The sequence below is a fragment of the Streptomyces sp. NPDC055815 genome, from assembly GCF_053616475.1.
In genome coordinates, this window is record NZ_JBSHDU010000015.1 from 59763 (window position 1) to 76489 (window position 16727).

The window sequence follows — 16727 nt, forward strand, 5'->3', positions numbered from 1 at the left end:
TGTCTCGCTCGCTTCACTGGAAGAGATCGGGTACGTGCTCCGAAGGGCGAGCAGGGTACCTCAGTACCCGATCCGTACTCCCGTGACGGTGTGACGGTCTGTCAAACCGCCGGTGGCCGCGCCGAATCCGACCAGGACGTTCCTGGGCAGCGTCACCGCCACGTCGATGACCTGGGTGCCGTCGACGAGGACGACGAGCCGGCCGGCGGAGGTCACGTAGACGTCGATGACATGGCTGCCGGTACGCAGCGCGGGCACGGCCGTCGAGGTCGCCGCGTACCGGAGGCTCGTGCCCGTGCCGCCGGTGGCGACGCCCACGAAGTTCGAGGACGGCTCCCCGGTGTTGCGGAACGTGTCCAGGGTGACCGCCACTCCGCTCAGTCCGCTGAAGCCGAGGCCGCCGCCCCCGCCGCCGAGCGCGGTGGGCGTCGTACGGCTCGCGTCCAGGAGCATCAGCGCGAGCCCGTCGGCGCCCGTGCCGCCGGAGAGGGTGGCGGTGAAGCGGGCCCTCAGCCGGCCGGACGGCACGGCGGTGGCCTGGATCGCCGAGCCCTTCAGGTACGCCTGGGCCGGCGTCAGGACGAGGCTCGTGCCCGACAGCGCGGCGCTGCCGTTGTACGTCCAGCCGTTGGGGCCCGGCGGCGGCACGGCGTAGGAGGCGGCGGTGATCGACGCGCCGCGCACCGCGTGGATGTCGGTGATGCTGCCCGTCCCGCCGGTGAAGGCGAGGAGTGCGGTCGGGGTCAGCGAGGCGACGGTGGTCCGCAGCCGCTGGGTGCCGTCCACGGAGAGCGTGATGGTCTTGCCGCTGACGCTGACGGACACCGTGTGGGTCCCCGACCGCAGGTTGGGCACGCTCGTCGTCGTCGACGCGTAGGTGAGGGACGAGCCGCTGCCCCCGGTGGCGATGCCGACGAAGTTGGCCGACGGGTCGCCCGGGCTCTTGAAGGTGTCGAAGGCGACGGCCGTGCCCGGGAGGCCGACGTAGCCGAGGCCGCCGCCGCCACCACCGAGCGCGGACGGCGTGGTCCTCGCCGGGTCCAGGAGCGAGAACGTCATGCCGTCGGCGCCGGTGCCGCCGCCGATGACCGTGGTGAACGAGGCCTTCAGACCGTCGGTCAGCACCGGCACGGGCCAGACCGCCGAGCCCCGCTGGGAGGGGCTCGCCTGGGTGAGCTGGAGGTCGTTGCCGGAGATCCGGGCCGAGCCGTTCAGCTTCCAGCCGCCCGCACCGGGCGTGGGAACGGTGACCGTGGTCCCGGCGGTGCCGGTGCCGGTCAGAGTCTCGTTGTGCGAACCGCTCCCGTCGTCGGCGGTCAGCTCGTACGCGGCCGTCACGGCGCCGATGGACGTGGGGGAGAAGGTGACGGCCTGGTGGACGACGTCCTCCGGGCCGAGGACCTGGCCCTCGCTGATCGGATTGCTGACCTGGAACGGAGCCGCCGGCGGCTTCGCCTTGGTGATGGTGAGCGGGATGTTGCCGGTGTTGCTGATGTCGAAGGTCTTCGTCACGGACTCGCCGACCTTGACCTGCCCGAAGTCCGTCGAGGTGGGCGTGATGGTGAGCTGCGCCCGGCCGGTCACGGCGGTGCCGCTCAGGGCGACGGACGTGGTGCCGTTCGTCCCCGTGACGGCGAGCGTCCCCGAGTTCTGGCCGGCGGCCGTCGGCGCGTACGCCACCTGCACGGTGACGGACTGCCTCGGCGGGACGACCGTGCCCGTGGCCGGGAGGTCGGACGCGGTGAACGGGCCGGCGGGCGGGGACACCGAGGAGATCGTCTCGCCGGCCGTCCCCGTGTTGGTGAACGTCACGCCGAGCGTCTTGCGGGTCGTCGTGGCCACCGTGCCGAAGTCGAGCGCGGCCGGGGACGCGACGAGCCCGGGCCGGGTCCCGTACCCGGTGAGGCCGAGCGCGCTCGTGCCCAGATCGGTGGCGAAGGTCAGGGCGGAGGTGTCGGGACCGGGCGCGGCCGGCGAGAACGTCACCTGGACGGTGTGGGTCTCGCCGGCCCGCAGCGTACGCGGCAGCCCCGCGGAGGACGCCGAGAACGCGCTGCCCGCCGGCGTGCTCACCCCGTTGATCGTCACGTCCCGCGTGGCCGTGACCGTGGCCGTCGCCGTCCCCGTCGACCCCACCGCGACCGCACCGGCGTCCACGGGCTCGCCCGTGAGGGCCGCGTTGGCGGGACGGCCGAAGGCCATCACGTGCCCGTCCCGCGTCCCCACGTAGATCCGCCCGCCGTCGGTGGCCGGCACCGAGAACTTCGAGGCGACGCCGATCGGCGCCGACCAGCGCAGCCGCATCGCCCCGTTCACCGGCACGGCGTCGTACGCGCGCAGCTGTCCGTTGGCGCCGTTCGCTCCGTCCGAGGCGACCGCCCACACGAGCGCGGAACCCGGGTTCGTCCCGGTGGACGTCACCACCGGCGAACCGGAGGTGTAGCCGAACGTCTGCGCGCTGCTGCCCGTGTTGGTGAGCACCGGCGCGCCCGAGCCGGTCAGCCCGTACGCGAACGCCCGCAGCGGCCCCCTGGAGCCGATGGTGTACACGTAACCGCCCTGCCCGCCGTACACCGCGGGATGCCCCCAGACGCCCTCGTACGGACCGAACGCGCCGAGCACCTTGTCGGTGCCGCCGGGGCCCTGGCTCCGCCCGCCGAGATCGTCCCGGTTCAGCAGGAACAGACGTCCGTCCTTGCCGATCTGGACGAGCAGCCGCGGATACTGGGCGGTCCCGAAGGCCGGCTCCGGGAGGGCCACCGGGCCGCCCGAGCCGAGGTCGGTGTCGTTCTGGTCGAGGATCGGCGCGTCGGAGGGGCTGAAGAAGTCCTGCGCCGACATCGTGCCGTCGCTGTTCACCCCGAGCCGCACCACTGACTCCGCCAGCTGGCCCGGCGGCCGGTTGCCGGGACCCGGCGCGGGGGAGACCCCGTTGCCCGTCGAGAACAGGATCCGGCCCGGACCGTCGGAGACGAGACCGCCCCCGCTCATCCAGATGCCCGCCATGCCGTTGGCGGAGGCGTCCTCGGTGGCCCACAGCGTCGTCTTCCGCGTCGAGGTGCTCACGCCCATGACGTAGCCGACGTACGGGCCCCGGTCGCAGTGCGAGGCGAACGCCGCGTACACCGAACCGCCCATGAGGAGCAGCCCGGGCCGCTGCCCTGCGGTGTACGGGTTGAACGCCCGGCCCGGGTCGTTCACCGGCGCGCCCGTCACCTTCACCGGCCAGCCGGAGCGTTCCGCGCCGGTCGCCGGATCGAGCGCGTGCACGTACCAGTTGGGGTGCTGGACGTCCGGGCCGTCGTTCACCTTGGCGGTCAGGTAGACGGCGTTGGTCGCCGGGTCGTACACCGGCGTCGAGGTGACCCCGATGTTCGGCACCAGGTCGCCGCAGGTGATCGCGGAGGCGGGCCAGGGGGCGCCGAAGTCCTTCGTCCAGCCGATGGCGCCGGTGGCCGCGTCGATGCCGTACACCTTGTTGTTCTCGGTGGCCGCGACCAGGGTGCGGCCCACGACCAGCGGCTGGGCGTAGACCTGGCCGTCGACGCTGGTGGAGAACTGCAGCCCGAAGTCGGAGCTCGACACCTGGTCGGGGGCGAGCCCCGGCTCGTCCCGGTCCCAGCCGGTCCGCAGGTTGTCGTGGGAGATCGTGGTCTGGTCGGCGGCCGCGACGGCGGAGGGAGCGGTGGGGTCGGGGGCGGGAACCGCGGTTCCGGCGGCCGCTCCGCCCAGCAGTCCCGCCGTCAGGGACATCGTCAGGAGTCGGGCGATCACCTTGAGTCGGCCGGCCATCTCTCCCCCATCACGTGGACACACCAGGACGAAGACCGGGGTGCTCCGCCGGCCTCATCGTGTACGGGTCTTCGCGCGCGAACGCCATGATGTCGGGTTAAGTCCCCCGGGTCCACCCGATCGGGGGCGCGCGAACGGCCGTTCGCGCCGGTCGTCCGGCCTCCGGGGCGTTAGCGGAACGTGAGCGAGACGTGAGCGGCGCACGGCAGGGTGTGCGTGTCGGCAGGCCGGGGCGGGGTGACCGTCCGCCCCGCGCGCCCGCCGACGCGTTCCGAGCGACGGACCGGAACGAGCGGGACCGTGGCGGGCGCCGTGGCGGCCGTCGACCTGACGGGTGCCGTCGTGGGGGCGGCACCGGGCAGGACCGTCGACGCCGCCGGGGGGGCGGGGTCCGGACCGGGCCCGACCGGCCGGGACCCGGTGCGGGCCGTGGGGGCCCGCACCGGGTCATGGCGCCCCGGCGACCCGTGCCACCTGGTCACAGGACACCGACGACGACTTCACCTTCCTCCAGGAGGCATCATGCGACGACGTACCTTCCTCAAGGGCTCCCTGCTCGGCGCGGCGGCGGCCGCCGTCCCCCTCGGCGCCTCGGCGGCCGAGCCGGCGCCGGTCACCTCCCTCGGCGCGCTCCAGAGCGCGATCGACCGGGCCGTCCCCGGAGACAGGATCGTCCTCGCCGACGGCACCTACACCGTCCCCTCGGGCGGGGCGATCGACGTCTCCGGGCGCAGCGGCATCACGATCGTCTCGCAGACCCGCGGCGGCGCCGTCCTGCGCGGTGAGCGCAGCTTCGTCCTCGACGGTGCGAGCGCCGTCACCATCAGCGGCTTCGCGCTCCGGCAGAGCGGCACCCTGGCGATCCCGGCCGACAGCACGGGCATCCGGCTGACCCGCAACGACATCCGGTTCGCGGACGTGGACGGCCTCGACTGGGTCCTCGTGGAGGGTGACGACGCCAAGATCGACCGGAACCACTTCCACGACCGGACCACACAGGGCATCTTCGTCGTCGTCGACGGGCCCGGCACGACGGCCGTGGCGCAGCGCCTCCACATCTTCAAGAACCACTTCTCCCAGCACCTCTACACGGGCGCCAACGGCGGTGAGGCGATCCGGCTCGGGGTCAGCAGCCGGGCCCTGTCCGAGGCGGCCGCGGTCGTCGAGTACAACCTGTTCGAGCGGTGCGACGGCGACCCCGAGGCGATCTCGGTGAAGTCCTCCGGCAACACGATCCGCTCCAACACGATCCGCGACAGCCAGGGCGGCATCGTGCTCCGCCACGGCAACGGCTCCACCGTCGAGGGCAACTGGCTGCTCGGCGGCAAGGAGGGCATCCGCCTCTACGGCAACGACCACCTGGTCGTGAACAACCACCTCGCCGGCCTCACCGGCCGGGCGCTCGTGATCGGCAGCGGCACCACGCGCGACCACCACGAGGGGGAGACCACCGAGGAGCGGCGCGGCAACGACGCCTGCGACCGCGCGGTGATCGTGCACAACACCCTGCGTGCCAACAAGAGTTCGCTGTCGGGCGAGACCCGCACGTACGAGCCGCGTGACGTGACCGTCGCCGACAACCTCATCGTCGGGGACAGCGGCAGCCTCGTCGCGATGGGCGCGACGACCGGCTTCACCTGGCAGAGCAACATCCTCTGGGGCGCCGCCGCCAACGGCACCATCCCCGCGGGCGGTTACACCCGCGTGGACCCCCGTCTGACGCAGTCCTCGGACGGCGTGTACCGCCTCGCGGCGACCAGCCCCGCGATCGGCGCGGCGACCCTCGCGACCATCTCGGTCCCGGAGGACATCGACGGCCACGCCCGAGGCACCACGCGCGACATCGGCTCCGACGAGTACACGACCCTGGCCCCGGTGCGCCGCCCGCTCACCTCCACGGACGTGGGCCCGAACGCCTCCTGACGTCTGCCCCTCCCTACTGCGCGACGGCCAGGGCGAGGGACCCGGCGGCCAGGGCCAGGAAGGCCGCCGGGACGGCGATGTTGCGGAGGACGCGGGCCCGGACGTGGACGGCGACCGCGCCGAGGAAGAAGAGCACGAGCCCGGCTCCGGCGGCGATGCCGACGAGCCGGGCGCCCAGCAGGCCGAGCAGGAGCCCGGCGGCGCCCGCGGCCTTCAGGGCCCCAAGGCCGGGGATCCAGCTCGCCGGCACGCCCACCGCCGCCGAGTTGGCGAGGACGAAGCGGGCCCGCGCGAGGTCCGCGGCGGCGATCCCGGCGTTGGCCAGGACGGTGACGAGGGTGACCGAGAGGTACGTGGGGGACATGGATCCCAGCCTCGTCGCGCGCCGTCTTGGCGTCCAATACCCGCATCCATAACCTGGCGGCATGGATGTGGACACCCGGCTCCTGCGGTACTTCGTCGCCGTCGCGGAGGAAGGCAGCCTGACGCGCGCGGCGGAACGGCTCTACGTCTCGCAGCCCGCGCTCACCAAGCAGATCAAGCACCTGGAAGCGCTCCTCGGGGCCCGGCTGTTCACCCGGTCCAAGTCCGGTATGGCGCTCACCGAACCGGGCCGGGTGCTCGCCGAGCGGGCGTCCGGACTGCTCGCCTCGTGGAGTCGTACGCTCCAGGAGGTGAAGACCGCCGCGGGCCGGGAGGAACGCGTGCTGCGCGTCGGCTACCTGGCGAGCGCCGCCAACGAGGCCACGCGCCCCATCGTCGAGGAGTTCGCCCGCCGCAGGCCCGACTGGCGGGTGGCGATGCGGCAGGCCGCCTGGTCCGACCCCACCGCAGGACTCGCCGCCGGGGACGTCGACGTCGCCCTCGTACGGCTTCCGTTCCCCGGCGAGGAGGGCCTTCGGGTGGACGTCCTCTTCAGCGAGCCCCGCTGGGTCGCTCTGCCCGTCGACCACCGGCTCGCCGGCCGCGAGACGATCCCCTTCGCGGAGCTCCTGGACGAGCCGTTCGTCGCCGCCCCCGCCGAGACCGGCGCCTGGCGCGACTTCTGGCTCGCGACCGACGCGCGCGACGGCCGTCCCGTCCGCATCGGAGCCGTCGTCGACCAGCCCGACGACTGGCTCGGCGCGATCGACCAGGGCCACGGCATCGCCCTCGCCCCGGAGTCGGCCGCACGCTTCTACGCCCGCCCGGGCATCGTCTACCGGCCCGTCAGCGGCATCGCACTGACCCGGGTCGGTGTCGCCCGCACGGCCGCCGCCGACACCGATCCCGCCGTGCGGGACTTCGTCCGCTGCTGCACGCACATCCGGGACCTGCACGTATGATCACCCCGATCATGATCAACATCGCGATTTCTCGGGGGAGTCAGCACGTGAACAGGGTGAGGGCGGCCGTCGCCGCGGTCGTACTGGCCACCGCGGTGGCGGGCTGCGGCTCCGGAGCCCCGGCGGACGACACACGGCCCCAGGACAAGCCGTCGGCGGCTCCGGCCACCGGCGGCCCCGAGCGGCCGGCGGCGCAGAAGCTCGCCGCCGACAACGGCACCCGCTACACCACCGTCGCCGTGCCCACCATGGAAGGCCTCGTCTGCGACGAGGGCGACGGCGGCTTCCACTTCGGCAGCGACCTCGACATGATCGTCACCGGCGACGACGGCCTCAAGGAGATCGAGGACGACGGCCAGGACGTCGCCGACGAGGTGTCCTGCTTCGGCAGCCCCCGCACCGTCCTCCGCAAGGGCACCCTGTCGGCCTCCGCGCCCACGTTCACCGCCCGTACCCACCTGTACGAGAACGTGCCGGACCCCGCCGCCTCCCTCGACCGCATCTTCGACGCGTCCATGAACCTGGCCAAGGACTACGGCCGCAACCTCACCGGCGCCCCGAAGACCGTCACCAGCGACTCCCTCGTCGTGAAGTGCCGGCAGAACGTCACCGACACCTTCCCCATGACGACCTGCCTCTGGGCGAACCACGGGGCGGCCGGAGTCCTCGACTTCTTCCCGTTCGACGACCAGTACATCCCCGTCGACTCGGCGGCCGGGCTCACCCAGGACTTCGTCGCCGGAGCCCTCAGGAAGTAGCGTCCGGGCGGCGGTCCCGTGCCTCCCCGAGACCGCCCCGGGCGATCACCTCCGCGTACCAGCGGGCGCTGTCCTTGAGGGTCCTCCGCTGCGACGCGAAGTCCACGTGGACGATCCCGAACCGCTTGCTGTACCCGTACGCCCACTCGAAGTTGTCGAGCAGCGACCACAGGAAGTAGCCCCGCACGTCGGCGCCGTCCGCGAGCGCCCGGTGCACCGCCGCCAGGTGCGCGTGCAGATACGCCACCCGCTCCGGGTCCTTCACGTTCCCCGACGGGTCGGCGTAGTCGTCGTACGCCGCCCCGTTCTCGGTGATGACCAGCGGTACGCCCGGCAGTTCGTCCCGCAGTCGGACCAGGAGCTCGTACAGTCCGTCCGCGTCCACCGGCCAGTCCATCGCCGTGCGCGGCCCGGGCAGCGGCTCGAACCGCACGTGCCGCTCGGCGCCCGCCCACGGCGAGGGCGACTCCGAGGTGCCCGCCCCGACGACCGCCGGTGAGTAGTAGTTGATGCCCAGGGAGTCGATCGGCGCGGCCGCCGTCGCCAGGTCGCCGTCCCGGACGAACGACCAGTCGGTGACGGACGCCGTGTCCCGCACCAGGTCCTCGGGGAGCCGGCCGTGGAAGACCGGATCGAGGAAGATCCGGTTGCCGACGGCGTCGATCCGGCGGGCCGCGTCCAGATCTTCCGGGGCCTGCGAACGAGCCCGTACCGCATGGAGGTTGAGGGTCAGGGACACCTCCGCCGAACCCGGCAGCGCCCCGCGCAGCGCCCGCGCCGCGAGACCGTGCGCCAGGTTCAGATGGTGCGCGGCGCGCAGCGCGGCGAGGTCGCTCGTCCGGCCCGGGGCGTGCACCCCCTGCCCGTACCCGAGGAACGCCGCGCACCAGGGCTCGTTGAGCGTCGTCCAGGTCGCGACCCGGTCACCGAGGGCCTCCGCCGTGATCCCCGCGTACTCGGCGAAGCGGTACGCGGTCTCCCGGTGCGGCCAGCCGCCCGCGTCCTCCCGTTCCTGCGGCAGGTCCCAGTGGTAGAGCGTCGCCACCGGCCGGATGCCGGCCTCCAGGAGTGTGTCGGTGAGCCGCCGGTAGAAGTCCAGGCCCTTGCGGACGGCCGGGCCGCGCCCGGTGGGCTGGACCCGCGGCCAGGCGATGGAGAACCGGTAGTCGGTCACCCCGAGCCGCCGCATCAGGGCCACGTCCTCGTCGACCCGGTGGTAGTGGTCGGCGGCGATGTCACCGGTGTCGCCGTTGCGCACCTTGCCGGGCGTACGGCTGAAGGTGTCCCAGATGGACGGGGTGCGGCCGTCCTCGGTCGCGGCTCCCTCGATCTGGTACGCGGCGGTGGCCGTGCCCCAGCGGAAACCCTCGGGAAAGCGGAGGACGGTGGTGGGGCCGGAGTGGGTGTCGAGCGCGGTCATGAGGTGGGAACTCCCTGAAGTGAGAGGCGTGTCGGAGGAGCGGGGGAACGACCGGCGTCAGCCCTTGACCGCGCCCTGCATGATCCCGCCGACGATCTGCCGGCCGAGGAGGCCGAAGACGAGCAGCACCGGCAGGGTCCCGAGCAGGGTGCCCGCCATGATCACGGACTGGTCGTGGACGTAACCGCCGCCGAGCTGACGCAGCGCGACCTGGACGGTCGGCTCGGAGGAGGAGAGCGCGACGACGGGCCAGAAGAAGTCGTTCCACGCGGCCATGAAGGTCAGCAGACCGAGCACCGCCATGCCCGGCCGGGCGATCGGCACCACGATCGACCAGAAGATCCTGGCCGTGGACGCGCCGTCGACCCGGGCAGCCTCGATCAGCTCGTCCGGCAGCGACTGCACCAGGTACTGCCGCATGAAGAACACCCCGAACGCCGACACCAGGCCCGGCAGGATCACCGACTGCAGCTGGTTCACCCAGCCGAGCTCGGTGATCAGCATGAACAGCGGGATCACCCCCAGCTGCGGCGGGATCATCATGGTCCCCACCGTGACCGCGAGGAGCGCGCCCCGGCCCCGGAAGCGGAGCTTGGCGAAGGCGAACCCGGCGAGGGTGCAGCACAGGACGGTGCCGAGGGTGATCGACCCGGAGACGAGCAGTGAGTTGAGCAGCGCCTTGCCGATGTCGGCCTCTTCGAGGACGGCCTCGAAGTTGCGCAGCAGATGCGGTCCCGGGAGCAGGGCCGGCGGGACCTTCGCCAGGTCGGCGTTGGAGCGGCTCGCCGCGACGATCGTCCAGTAGAAGGGGAAGGCGGAGAACAGGACGGCGACGATCAGGACCGTGTACGCGAACGGCCCGGCGTGCAGGGTGCGGCCGGCCCGGGAGGGCCCGGTCCGTGCCGGGCGGACCAGCGCGGTCATCGGCGGGCCTCCTTACGGGAACGGCGGTGCGCGATCAGGGCGTTGAGCCCGACGAGCACCACGATGAGCAGGAACATCACCCAGGCGATGGCCGCGGCCCGCCCCAGGTGGAAGAAGCCCCAGCCCTGCTCGTACAGGTAGAGACCGAGCGTCTGGTACTGGTGCGAGATGCCCCCGGAGATCGAGCCTTCGAGGAGCAGTGGTTCGCCGAACAGCTGGGTCGCGCCGATCGTGGAGACGATGACGGTGAAGAGGATGGTGGGACGGAGCCCCGGCAGCGTGACGTGGAAGAACTGCCGCCACCGCGAGGCCCCGTCCATCGCGGCCGCCTCGTACAGCTCGTCGGGGATGGACTGCATTCCCGCCAGGTAGATCAGCGCGTTGTAGCCGGTCCAGCGCCAGATGACGACCGTGGAGACCGCGATCTGCGAGGCGACGGTGTCGTTCTGCCAGTCGACGGGGTCGACGCCGACGAGGCCGAGCGCGTAGTTGATCAGCCCGAAGTCCCGGCCGAAGAGCTGGGCGAAGACGAGGGTGGCCGCGGCCACGGAGGTCGCGTACGGCAGGAGGACCGCCGTCCGCAGGAAAGTGCGGCCGCGCATCCGGTAGTTGAGGAGGTGCGCGAGCCCGAGGGCCATCACCAGCTGCGGCACGGTGGAGAGGACGCCGATGGTGAAGGTGTTCCGCAGCGCGACCCAGAAGTACTCGTCGCCGAGGAGCGCGGTGTAGTTGCCGAGGCCGCGCCACTCCATGTCGCCGGGAGTCTGGAGCTCGACCCGGTAGAGGGAGACGAAGGCCGTGTAGAGCAGCGGGAAGAGGCCGAAGGCGGCGAACAGGGTGAAGAACGGGGCGATATAGGCGTACGGCGAGACCGTCCGCCAGGCCCGCCGGACGCTCCCGGGCCGGGGCGGCGGGACGGCGGAGCGCGACGGGGCCGGTGCCTGGGGTGCGGTGAGGGTCACGGTGCGGCCCTTCGAGGAGGGGTACGGGGCAGGACGACGGGGGGAGGTGCCGGGGGGCTCCGCGTGACGGAGCCCCGGCGGCGCACGTCAGCCGATGGTGTTCTCGACGCCCTTCTTCGCGTTCGACCAGGCCTTCTCGGGCGAGGTGCCCTTGCGCTCGACCTCGCTCAGCGCGTTGGTGATCTGCTGTGCGATGTTCTGGTCGTGCACGCCGAGCACCTGGACCGGCGCCGCCTTCGCCGCGTCGCCGAAGATCTTCCCGGTCGGGGCGCCGGAGAAGTACGCGTCCTTCGTGCCGGCGACCTTCTCGATCGCGCCGGTGGCCGAGGGGAAGTTGCCCTGCTTCTCGAAGAGCCGGGACTGCTGCTCGGGCGCGGTGAGCCACTTGATCAGCTCGTACGCCTCCTTCTTGTGCTGCGCCGCCCGGGGCACCGCCAGGTAGGAGCCGCCCCAGTTTCCGGCGCCGCCGCCGGGGAGCGCGGCGACGTCCCACTTGCCCTTGCCGGCCTCACCGGCCTGGCCCTTGATGTAGCCGAGCATCCAGGCGGGGCAGGGGATCGTGGCGAACGAACCGGCGGCGAAGGCCTGGTTCCACTGCGGGGACCACTGGTCGAGCTTGGCGCTCAGTCCGCCCTGGGCGGCCTCGACGGCGTGGTCCCAGGCGGTGCGCAGGGCGGGGTTGTTCTCCCAGATCAGCTTGCCGGAGGCGTCGTAGTACCGCTCCTTCTCCTGCCCGATCATGATCGAGTACAGGCTGCCGACGCTGTCGATCCAGGCGCTCCTGCCCGGGGCCTTGGCCTTGTACTGCTGCCCGAGCTGCAGGTAGCCGTCCCAGGTGGCCCACTTCTTCGCGAGCTCCTCGCGGTCGGTGGGCAGCCCGGCCTGCCGGAACAGGTCCGCCCGGTAGCACAGGGCCTCCGGGCCGACGTCCGTGCCGAGTCCGAGGACCTCGCCGCCCTTGCCGGTGGCGGCGGCCCACTTGGCCGGGGCGAACTGGTCCTTGAGCGTCTCCGCTCCGTACTTCCGGAGGTCCTCGAACCGCTCGGCCTGCTGCTGAGTGACGGAGGCGATCCGGCCGACCTCGATGCCCTGCACGTCGGCGAGGCCGCCCCCGCCGGCGAGCCGGGTCTGGAGGGACTTCCAGTAGTCGGCCTCGTCCTCGGTGTCCGTCTGCTTGATCGTGACGCCCGGGTGCAGCTTCTCGTACTCGGCGTACAGCCCGGCCTCCTTGTACCCGAACGAGCCGAACAGGTCCACGGTGATGGTGACCTCGCCCCCGGCGCCGTCCGCGGACGCGCCGTCCGTCGAACTTCCGCAGGCGGCGAGCAGTGCCCCGGTGAGCACGACCGCCCCCAGGCGGGCGGCGGTTCTCCTGGCGGCTCGGGCGATGGGCATGGGAAGCCTCCTTGGCTCCGGAACGAGCGAGAACGCTTGAGAGCGCTCTCACGGCTGCGGGGGGAGCGTGCCCGTGAAGGTGGCGGTCCGTCAAGGCTTGAAGGCGTATCGGACAGGGGGTGCGCCCAACTCCCCTCTGTGTTCAATCCATTGACACGGCCGTTTCGCGGGTTCTACGTTTCCGGCGACCTGAGAGCGCTCTCACCCTCCTCCCCGCACACCCCCCACCCACCCCGACGACATGAGGTGCTCCTTCATGCCAGCCCCCCGCAGCAGGCCGGCCGCCGTAATGGTCCTGGTCTCCGCCCTCACCGCCCTGGGAATCGGCCCCGCCGCCGGCCCCGCGGCGGCCGCCACCGTCCCGGTGGGCGCCGGAAGTTACTCCGACACCCGCCCCGCAGGCACCTCGGGACCCACCACCAACACCGGCACCCCGGTCACCCCCAAGGTCACCCCCGCCGCCCAGGGCAAGCCGGTCCCCACCAACGACTGGTGGTCCTCCCTCGCCTTCCAGCGGTACGGGGACAACCCGTACTCCACCCCCATGTACGGCCACCCGCTCACCTACCAGGCCGTCGCCGGCGGCCTGGAGATCGGCTACCCGACCAGCCCCGCGATCGTCGGCGACGGCCGCCAGTACGAGTTCGCCCACAAGCGCGACCTCACCCTCGGCCTCACCGGCCTCAACTCGCCCGACACCAAGGCCGACGCCTGGTCCGACTGGACCGTCACCCCCTCCTGGTCCGACGGCGCCCGCACCCTGCGCACCACCATCGGCCACGGCCTGCCCTTCGTGTACGCCAAGGGCACCGGCGCCGACGCACGGATCACCACCGCCGAGGCGCCCACCGTCTTCGCCGACCAGGGCAACGTCCTCGGCATCACCGTCGCGGGCCACCACTACGCCCTCTTCGCGCCCACCGGCACCGACTGGACCGTCTCCGGCTCGACCGTCACCGCGGGCCTCGTCGGCAAGGACTACTTCTCCGTCGCCGTCCTGCCCTCCACCGACGCCCTCGCGACCTACCGGAAGTACGCGTACAGCTTCGTCACCGGGTCCACGGTGGACTGGAGCTACGACGCGGGGACCGTCCGGGCCACGTACAGCCTCACCACCGAGGCGAAGGAGGGCACCGAACGCGGCACCCTCCAGGCGCTCTACCGCCACCAGTGGCTGCACACCACCGACCCGCTCACCCCTTACACGTACGTGTCGCCGCGCGGCACCATGAAGGTCCGCGAGTCCGCCGCCTTCACGACCTCCCAGCGGGCCGCCGCCACCCTGCCCGGCCTCCCCGGCGCCGGTGTGGACCCGGCCCGGCTGCGCGGCTACCTCAACGAGGTCGCGAACTCCGCCGACCCCTTCTCCGGTGCCGTCGACACGTACTGGACCGGCAAGGCCCTGGGCAAGCTCGCCCAACTCGTCCCGCTCGCCGACCAGATCGGCGAGGGCGCGATCCGCGACAAGCTCCTCGGGCTCATCAAGGGCCGCCTCCAGGACTGGTTCACGGCGGGCGGTGCCAACGAGTTCTCGTACGACCAGGCCTGGAAGACCCTCACCGGCTACCCGGCCTCCTACGGCAGCGACACCGAGCTCAACGACCACCACTTCCACTACGGCTACTACGTCTACGCCGCCGCGATCGTCGCCCAGTACGACCCCGCCTGGGCCGCCGACTCGGCCTGGGGCGCCATGGTCAAGACCCTGGTCCGCGACACCGCCAACCCCAGCCGCACCGACGGCGCCTTCCCCTTCCTGCGCGGCTTCGACGTCTACGCCGGACACAGCTGGGCCAGCGGCCACCAGGGCTTCGCCGCGGGCAACAACCAGGAGTCCTCCTCCGAGTCGACCAACCTCAGCGCCGCCCTCGTCCTCTGGGGCTCGGCCACCGGCGACAACCGGCTCCGCGACCTCGGCACCTACCTCCTGACCACCGAAGGTGAGGCCATCGCCCAGTACTGGTTCGACGCCGACCAGCAGGTCTTCCCCGCCTCCTTCCAGCACGACACCGCCGGCATGGTGTGGGGCAGCGGCGCCGCCTACGCCACCTGGTGGACCGCGAACCCGGAGGAGATCCACGGAATCAACGTCCTTCCGGTGACCGGAGGTTCGCTCCAGCTCGCCGGACGCAAGGACGCCGTCCGGCGCAACATCGCCGAGATGGAACGCGAGAACGGCGGACCCGCCGTCGAATGGCGCGACATCCTCTGGGAGTTCCAGTCCCTCGCCGACCCGGGTGCCGCCAAGACCAAGTGGGACGCGGGCAACGCCGGTTACACGCCGGAGGCGGGGGAGTCGAAGGCCCACACCTACCACTGGCTGACGGCGCTCGACACCCTCGGCGCGCCCGACGCCACGGTCACCGGCTCGATCCCCACCTCCGCCGTCTTCCTGAAGGGCACCACCCGCACGTACGCGGCCCACAACCACGGCACGACCGCCCGCACGGTGACGTTCTCCGACGGCAAGTCCCTCACGGTCCCGGCCCGTTCCACGGCGACCGGAACCGGCACCGGCGGTACCGACCCCGACCCCCAGCCCTCCACCGGCAACACCTTCCAGCTCCGCACGGGAGGCACCCTGACCACCGCCACCGGAGCCACGGCCGGCAGCGACACGATCGCCTCGGCGCAGGGCGCCAACCACGACGGCACCCCGAACCGGCCCCTCGTCTACGAGGTCAGGAACGTCAACGGCACGCTCAGGAGCGGCGGTTCGACCGCCTTCCGCCTCCAGGTGGACGCCGGCACCGCGGTCGGCCTCGGCCAGCAGGCCCGGATCAGCTACGACCTCACCGGCGACGGCACCTTCGACCGGAAGGAGACCTACCAGTACTTCGCGACCGACCCGGTCACCGGCTGGGAGGAGTACAGCCAGGCACGCGGCCTGAAGTCCGCCACCGGCACGCTCGGCGACCTGCGCGGCGGCACGGTCCGCCTGGAGGTCTGGAGCGCGATCGGGAACGGCGACTCGCGGCTCCAGACGGGCACGGACCGCTCCGTCCTCGTCATCCCGTACGACTGACCCTCCGACGGGAAGGCGGCGGGCCCGCTCGGACCCGCCGCCTTCCCGTACGAGCTCAGGCGGAGGCGCGCCGGACCAGCGAGGTCGGCGTGATCACGGAGTCCGGGACCTCGGGCCCGGTCCCGTCGAGCAGCCGCATGAGCAGCTTCACCATCAGCCGGCCCATCCCCTCGATGTCCTGGTGAACGGTGGTGAGCGGGGGAGTGGTCCTCTCGACGACCGAGGCCATGTCGTCGAAGCCGACGACCGCCACGTCCTCCGGCACCCGCACACCGCGCTCCCGCAGGGTCCGCAAGGCCCCCGACGCCATCAGGTCGTTGGCGACGAACACGCCGTCGACGTCCGGCCGCCGGTCGAGCAGCTCCGCCATCGCGCGGGCCCCGCTCTCCTCCGTGAAGTCGCCCCGGCAGAGGAGCGCCGGATCGGCGTCGAGGAGGACGTCCCGATAGCCGTGGATCCGGTCGATCGCCGACGTCTGGTCGGCCGGTCCGGAGATGTGCGCGATGCGCTGCCGCCCGAGACCCACCAGGTGCCGCACCGCCTCCCGCGCGCCCCCACGGTTGTCGCAGTCGACGAACGGCACGGCCGGATCGGTCCCCGGGGCGGGCCGCCCGCCGAGGACCACCGGAATCCGGGCCCGCTCGATCACGGCCGGCAGCGCGTCGTCGCTGTGCAGGGAGAACGCCAGCGCGCCGTCGACGTGCCCGCCGCCGAGATACCGCGAGATCCGCTCGTGGTCCCCGGGACCCTCCACCCACAGGAGTACCAACTGGGCGTCATGGGCGGTCAGTTCCCGGCTGATCCCGCGCACCTGCTGCTCGAAGAACGGATCCGAGAAGATCCGGAACTCGGGCTCCGCGATGACGACGGCCACGGCGCCGTTGCGCCGGGTGACCAGCGTGCGGGCCGCGTGATTCGGCACGTAACCGAGCTCGTCGACGGCCTTGAGCACCTTCTCCACCAGCGGAGCGCGTACGCCCGCGCCCCCGTTGACGACCCGGGAGGCCGTCGCGCGGGACACCCCGGCGCGCGCGGCAACGCCTTCCAGCGTGGGGCGGGACCCCGTGGTCTGCTCGGACAAGGCGTACGCTCCTCGGCTGGTCGGCTGGTCGGCTGGTCGGCTGGTCGGCTGGTCGGGTGGTGGGGACGTCGTGGTGTGCGTGTCCGATGGGTGGTGTGCGGTCCTGCGCGGACCAGGATATC

Annotated in this window: 11 protein-coding genes; 4 read left to right on the forward strand and 7 right to left on the reverse strand. The window is 72.3% G+C overall.

Annotation, left to right across the window (positions count from 1 at the left end; all coding sequences use genetic code 11):
- Positions 1-60: 60 nt before the first annotated feature.
- On the reverse strand, positions 61-3792 hold the full coding sequence (locus ACWGN5_RS12890) for a choice-of-anchor D domain-containing protein (protein WP_453514065.1): 3732 nt from the start codon (positions 3790-3792) through the stop codon (positions 61-63).
- A 522-nt stretch (positions 3793-4314) separates the two neighbouring features.
- On the opposite strand from ACWGN5_RS12890, the gene ACWGN5_RS12895 reads away from it, so the two are divergent.
- Complete coding sequence (locus ACWGN5_RS12895; RefSeq protein WP_453514067.1) at positions 4315-5715, forward strand: polysaccharide lyase 6 family protein; 1401 nt, start codon at positions 4315-4317, stop codon at positions 5713-5715.
- A gap of 13 nt (positions 5716-5728) precedes the next feature.
- On the opposite strand, the gene ACWGN5_RS12900 is transcribed toward ACWGN5_RS12895, so the two are convergent.
- Complete coding sequence (locus ACWGN5_RS12900) at positions 5729-6079, reverse strand: DoxX family protein (RefSeq protein ID WP_453514069.1); 351 nt, start codon at positions 6077-6079, stop codon at positions 5729-5731.
- 61 nt (positions 6080-6140) lie between these two features.
- On the opposite strand from ACWGN5_RS12900, the gene ACWGN5_RS12905 reads away from it, so the two are divergent.
- Both ACWGN5_RS12905 and ACWGN5_RS12910 read left to right on the forward strand, forming a co-directional pair.
- The gene (locus ACWGN5_RS12905) at positions 6141-7040 is read left to right on the forward strand and encodes a LysR family transcriptional regulator (RefSeq protein WP_453514071.1); all 900 of its coding nucleotides are present in this window, start codon (positions 6141-6143) and stop codon (positions 7038-7040) included.
- Positions 7041-7087: 47 nt separating this feature from the next.
- The gene (locus ACWGN5_RS12910) at positions 7088-7798 is read left to right on the forward strand and encodes a hypothetical protein (protein ID WP_453514074.1); all 711 of its coding nucleotides are present in this window, start codon (positions 7088-7090) and stop codon (positions 7796-7798) included.
- Here the strand turns inward: ACWGN5_RS12910 and ACWGN5_RS12915 are convergent.
- The 4 genes from ACWGN5_RS12915 to ACWGN5_RS12930 all read right to left on the reverse strand — a co-directional run bounded on the left by ACWGN5_RS12915 (position 7788) and on the right by ACWGN5_RS12930 (position 12499).
- The gene (locus tag ACWGN5_RS12915; protein WP_453514077.1) at positions 7788-9218 is read right to left on the reverse strand and encodes a GH1 family beta-glucosidase; all 1431 of its coding nucleotides are present in this window, start codon (positions 9216-9218) and stop codon (positions 7788-7790) included. The genes ACWGN5_RS12910 and ACWGN5_RS12915 overlap by 11 nt on opposite strands.
- A gap of 57 nt (positions 9219-9275) precedes the next feature.
- On the reverse strand, positions 9276-10142 hold the full coding sequence (locus ACWGN5_RS12920; protein ID WP_453514080.1) for a carbohydrate ABC transporter permease: 867 nt from the start codon (positions 10140-10142) through the stop codon (positions 9276-9278).
- A complete protein-coding gene (locus tag ACWGN5_RS12925) occupies positions 10139-11104 on the reverse strand; it encodes a carbohydrate ABC transporter permease (protein ID WP_453514082.1) in 966 nt (321 codons plus the stop codon). Before ACWGN5_RS12925 ends, ACWGN5_RS12920 begins: the two co-directional genes overlap by 4 nt.
- A gap of 87 nt (positions 11105-11191) precedes the next feature.
- On the reverse strand, positions 11192-12499 hold the full coding sequence (locus ACWGN5_RS12930) for an ABC transporter substrate-binding protein (RefSeq protein WP_453514085.1): 1308 nt from the start codon (positions 12497-12499) through the stop codon (positions 11192-11194).
- A 256-nt stretch (positions 12500-12755) separates the two neighbouring features.
- On the opposite strand from ACWGN5_RS12930, the gene ACWGN5_RS12935 reads away from it, so the two are divergent.
- Positions 12756-15524 (forward strand): glycosyl hydrolase, encoded by a 2769-nt coding sequence (locus tag ACWGN5_RS12935; protein WP_453514088.1) that lies wholly within the window; start codon positions 12756-12758, stop codon positions 15522-15524.
- A gap of 55 nt (positions 15525-15579) precedes the next feature.
- Here the strand turns inward: ACWGN5_RS12935 and ACWGN5_RS12940 are convergent, their stop codons facing one another.
- On the reverse strand, positions 15580-16605 hold the full coding sequence (locus tag ACWGN5_RS12940; protein ID WP_453514091.1) for a LacI family DNA-binding transcriptional regulator: 1026 nt from the start codon (positions 16603-16605) through the stop codon (positions 15580-15582).
- Between the last annotated feature and the right edge of the window lie 122 nt (positions 16606-16727).

What these genes read in the sequence shown, in the direction of transcription:
- ACWGN5_RS12895 (WP_453514067.1), top strand. Translation starts at nt 4,315, where the DNA reads ATGCGACGACGTACCTTCCTCAAGGGCTCCCTGCTCGGCGCGGCGGCG.
- ACWGN5_RS12915 (WP_453514077.1), bottom strand. Translation starts at nt 9,218, where the DNA reads ATGACCGCGCTCGACACCCACTCCGGCCCCACCACCGTCCTCCGCTTT.
- ACWGN5_RS12930 (WP_453514085.1), bottom strand. Translation starts at nt 12,499, where the DNA reads ATGCCCATCGCCCGAGCCGCCAGGAGAACCGCCGCCCGCCTGGGGGCG.
- ACWGN5_RS12920 (WP_453514080.1), bottom strand. Translation starts at nt 10,142, where the DNA reads ATGACCGCGCTGGTCCGCCCGGCACGGACCGGGCCCTCCCGGGCCGGC.
- ACWGN5_RS12900 (WP_453514069.1), bottom strand. Translation starts at nt 6,079, where the DNA reads ATGTCCCCCACGTACCTCTCGGTCACCCTCGTCACCGTCCTGGCCAAC.
- ACWGN5_RS12890 (WP_453514065.1), bottom strand. Translation starts at nt 3,792, where the DNA reads ATGGCCGGCCGACTCAAGGTGATCGCCCGACTCCTGACGATGTCCCTG.
- ACWGN5_RS12935 (WP_453514088.1), top strand. Translation starts at nt 12,756, where the DNA reads ATGCCAGCCCCCCGCAGCAGGCCGGCCGCCGTAATGGTCCTGGTCTCC.
- ACWGN5_RS12905 (WP_453514071.1), top strand. Translation starts at nt 6,141, where the DNA reads ATGGATGTGGACACCCGGCTCCTGCGGTACTTCGTCGCCGTCGCGGAG.